This is a genomic window from Cellulomonas sp. P4_B5_2 (genome assembly GCF_056402235.1).
The window spans coordinates 1-3,791 of sequence record NZ_JBFUHU010000346.1 but is presented as its reverse complement, the minus strand read 5'-3'; the positions used below and the strand labels follow the sequence as shown (position 1 = coordinate 3,791).

The window sequence follows — 3,791 nt, the reverse complement described above, 5'->3', positions numbered from 1 at the left end:
GCCCGTGCGGGTGAATCCCGCGGGTGGATCTGCCAACCTGGGAAGACCCTGAGATGCACCCCGGTGGGCGCGAGGTGGCGCCCACCGGTCCGTGTGACGCGCGTGGGCGTCACCGCACCGTGGTGGAGGCGTCGGAGGCCTCAGGTTCCGCTGGTCACGAGCCACCCTTGCAGCACGGCTGAGCGAGCACGGAGACGCCGGCCGCGTGCGGCGTGGCTGCTCCGGCGACACCACCCGTGAGGGCGGCGACGGCGAGGACGAGGGTCAGGGCGATGCTGCGCTTCTTCATGAGAGACCTTCCCGAGTGCGTGTCGTACCTCTCGCGCCGCCGCATCAGAGGGCGGGTGCGGCGACGCGTCCTGGCGGTGGTGTCAGAACGTGCCCTTGCAGCACGGCTGAGCGGTGACGGGGGCGTCGGCGGACGAGCCCGTGGCGCCTGCGACCCCCGCGAATGCGGCGAGGGCGATGGCCAGGGCGATGCTGAGCTTCTTCATGAGGGTGCCTTCCCGAGGACGTACGGGGCTGTCCCGTACACCTGGAATGGTCCCTACCCCGTGTCTGGACCGCAATGACGCAGGACAGCGGGGGGGTAGACATCGGCTGGAGGCCGGGTTCAGACCCGTCTGGGCGGCGGGAGGACCCCGCGGATGCCAGCCGCAGCGAGCGCTCGGCCGTACGCCTCGACCACGCGCTCGTCCTCGTCGCCGGCCACGCGGAGGCGATCGCCGATGCGGCGCCAGAGCACCGCGGCGGACCGTCCCGACGAGATCATGTCCAGCAGCTCGGCGGCGGAGCGGTACTGCTTGACGGCCTCGGTGCGGGCGCTCTGCGCGAGCATCGCGTCGCCCAGGGCCTCGTGCGCGGACGCGGCGTCGCGACGCACACCCTCGCGGAGCAGGTCGACCGACTGCTTGGCGTACTGCTGGGCCCGCACCGGGTCCTCCAGCAGCAACCACGCGCGGGACCGGACCGAGTCGGCGCGGGCCAGCTCGATCTGCGACTCCCCCACCTCGAGCGCGGTCTGCGCGGCGTCGAGGTCGGCGAGCGCCTCGGCCGGCCGCGGCGGGTCCACGGAGACGAGCAGCAGCGCCCGGTCGAGCCGGAGGCGCGGCAGGTCGCGGTCGATCTCGTCGGCACCCGCGAGCGAGATCGCCGACTCGAGCTGCGCCAGCGCGGCGTCCGGCTCCCCCAGGGCGTCGTCGACGAAGGCCAGGTTCCAGTGCACCGACGACACCGCACGCGCCGAGCCGTGCCGGCGCGTGTGCTCGAGCAGCTGCCGGCCGCGGTAGCGCGCGTACGTGGTGTCCCCCCGGGCGATGTAGGCCCAGATGATCGTCGACTCGAGGCGCACCACCTCGTCGGTGCCGGCCACCGACTCGGGCAGCTGCGCCAGCAGGGCCTCCCCACGTGCGACGGCCCGGTGCAGGTCCGCGAACTCGGTCAGCGCCATGACGATCCGCATCGCCGCGTAGGCGGCCTGGGTGTACCGGTGCGCCTCCATCAGCTGCGCGCAGACGCCCTCCAGGGCCTCGACGGATGCCTCCAGGTCGCCCGCCAGGTCGAGGGCCTCCGCGTGCGCGAGCCCGACGCGCGCGGCGGTGTCCACGTCGAGACCGGACAGCTGCACCTGCGCGAGCGCGTCGGCGGCCTGGCTCGCCTCGCCCATGCGGGACAGCCGGCGTGCCTCGACGAGCGCCCCCTCGGCGGAGCGGTACTCGGGTGCCTCCTCGCCGTCGAGCAGGAATGCCACGGACACGCCCAGCACGTCGGCCACCCGCGCCAGGGCGTCCTCGCCGAGGGTGCGGCGGTCGCGCTCGACGTGGGAGATGTAGGTGGGGTGCACGCCCGCCCGGCGCGCGAGCTCGCCCTGGCTCAGCCCGGCCTTCTGCCGCGCGTCGCGCACACGTCTGCTCAGCGGGTTCACGTACTCACGATAGGGACCGTCGCCGCGACGGGCTACATCGTGATGACCACCTTCGCCCGTGCGTGGTCGCTCTCGAGGTACCGCAGGGCGTCCGCCGCGGCGGGCAGCGGGTACGTCCGGTCGATGGCGGGCGTGATCGTCCCGGCCTCCGCCAGCTCGCGCAGGGTGTCGAGGTGCTCGGCGCCGGGCCTGGTCGACAGGGAGACGATCCTCTGCGGCCGCGCGAACGGTGCCGCCAGCCGGCTCCGCAGCAGCAGGACGATCGGGCCGAGGACCGAGCCCCCCTCGAACACGCCGCCGCCGGACAGGACGAGGGTCCCGTCGGACGTCAGCGCCCGGCGCAGGTCGCGCAGGGAGCGGTTGCCGACGAGGTCGAGGACGACGTCGTACCTGCGGTCGCCGCGGAACGCGTCGTCGCGGGTGTAGTCGACCACGTGCGCCGCGCCGAGCGACCGGGCGAGGTCCACGTTGCGGGTGCTGCACACGGCTGTCACCTCCGCGCCCCACCCGTGCGCCAGCTGCACCGCGAACGTCCCGACGCCCCCGGACGCGCCGTTGATCAGCACGCTCCGACCGGGCTGGACCAACCCCTGGAGCCCCTGCAGGGCGGTCGTCGCCGCCAGGGGGACGGCCGCGGCCTGGTCGAACGTGAGGTTCGCCGGCTTGCGCGCCACGAGCCGCTCGGGGGCGCTCACGTACTCCGCGAGCGCTCCGTCCGACTCCCCGTACACCTCGTCGCCGACCCGCAGGCCGGTGACGTCCCGGCCGACCGCCTCGACGGTGCCGGCGAAGTCGGAGCCGCGGATCGGCTCCTTCGGTCCTCGTCGGCCGAACTCCGGGGACAGCCGTGCGATGTACGGGTCGCCCCGCATGAGGTGCCAGTCGCGGGCGTTCAGTGACGCCGCGCGCACGCGGACGAGGACCTCGTCGGCCGCGGGCGCCGGCTGGTCGACGTCCTCGAGAGTGAGCATGTCCGGGGAGCCGTAGCGGCTCTGCACGATCGCCTTCATGACGGTCCTCCTTACGTCGTAAGGGAAGACTGTCTTACAACGTAAGGTTGGTCAAGACCCCGCGCGCCGACGCTCCAGACCGTCGAGCAGCAGGTCCAGCCCGAACTCGAACTCCGTCCGGTCGTCGCACCAGCCGATGGTCGAGTCCGGGTCGTCGTGCGCGACCTCCGCCAGCATCGCGGTGAGGAACGGGAGGTCGGCGGCGAGGTGGGCCGGCACGGGCGCGGCGGACTCGCCGGCGCCGGGGTCGAACAGCTCCTGGGAGAAGCCGAGCGCGCGGCTGCCGAGGGCGTGCAGCGCGTGGTGGATGAGGTCGTAGGACAGACCGCCCTCGTGCAGGACGCCGACGAGCCGGTCGTGGTAGCGCACCACGTTCGGGCTCACCGCCGAGCCCGACTCCAGCACGCGCGGGGCCCAGCGGTGCCGGAGCAGCACCCCGCGGGCGGTGAGGATCCGGGCACGCACGGCGGCCTTCCAGTCGTCGCCGCGATCCAGGGCGTCGACGGCCTCGTTGATCTCGGCGACCACCAGGTCGACCGCGCCGTCCAGCAGGTCCGACTTGCTGGCGACGTGGTGGTAGAGCGACATCGCCTCGGCGCCCAGCACCTCGCCGACCCGGCGCATGGTGACCGCGTCGATCCCGTGCTCGTCGGCGATCGCGACCGCCGTGCGCAGCACGCGCTCGCGGCTGAGCGGGAGGCGCTGCTCAGGCACCTGGACCGGATGGGCCGACACGCGACATCACCTCTCTCCTCAGCGGATCGTACGAGGTGCGGGTCGGGTCAGTGCGAACGGACCCGGCTCCGGACGCGTGCCGGCACGCCGCGGCGGCGCACGCGCGTGATCCGCCGCGGTGC

At 73.7% G+C, this 3,791-nt stretch carries 5 protein-coding genes; all 5 read right to left on the bottom strand.

The annotated features are described in order from the left end of the window. Nucleotides 1-154 precede the first annotated feature (154 nt). Nucleotides 155-289, bottom strand: a complete 135-nt coding sequence (locus AC1DUQ_RS19110; protein WP_477060143.1) for a hypothetical protein — start codon at nucleotides 287-289, stop codon at nucleotides 155-157. An 82-nt stretch (nucleotides 290-371) separates the two neighbouring features. Continuing rightward, entirely contained in the window at nucleotides 372-494 is a 123-nt protein-coding gene (locus tag AC1DUQ_RS19105) for a hypothetical protein (protein ID WP_255355454.1), read from the bottom strand. A gap of 119 nt (nucleotides 495-613) precedes the next feature. Then, on the bottom strand, nucleotides 614-1,924 hold the full coding sequence (locus AC1DUQ_RS19100) for a helix-turn-helix domain-containing protein (protein WP_477060142.1): 1,311 nt from the start codon (nucleotides 1,922-1,924) through the stop codon (nucleotides 614-616). 32 nt (nucleotides 1,925-1,956) lie between these two features. Beyond that, nucleotides 1,957-2,934, bottom strand: a complete 978-nt coding sequence (locus AC1DUQ_RS19095) for an NAD(P)-dependent alcohol dehydrogenase (RefSeq protein WP_477060141.1) — start codon at nucleotides 2,932-2,934, stop codon at nucleotides 1,957-1,959. Between the two features lie 51 nt (nucleotides 2,935-2,985). After that, nucleotides 2,986-3,669: a TetR/AcrR family transcriptional regulator gene (locus tag AC1DUQ_RS19090; protein ID WP_477060140.1), complete on the bottom strand. Its 684-nt coding sequence runs from the start codon at nucleotides 3,667-3,669 to the stop codon at nucleotides 2,986-2,988. Between the last annotated feature and the right edge of the window lie 122 nt (nucleotides 3,670-3,791).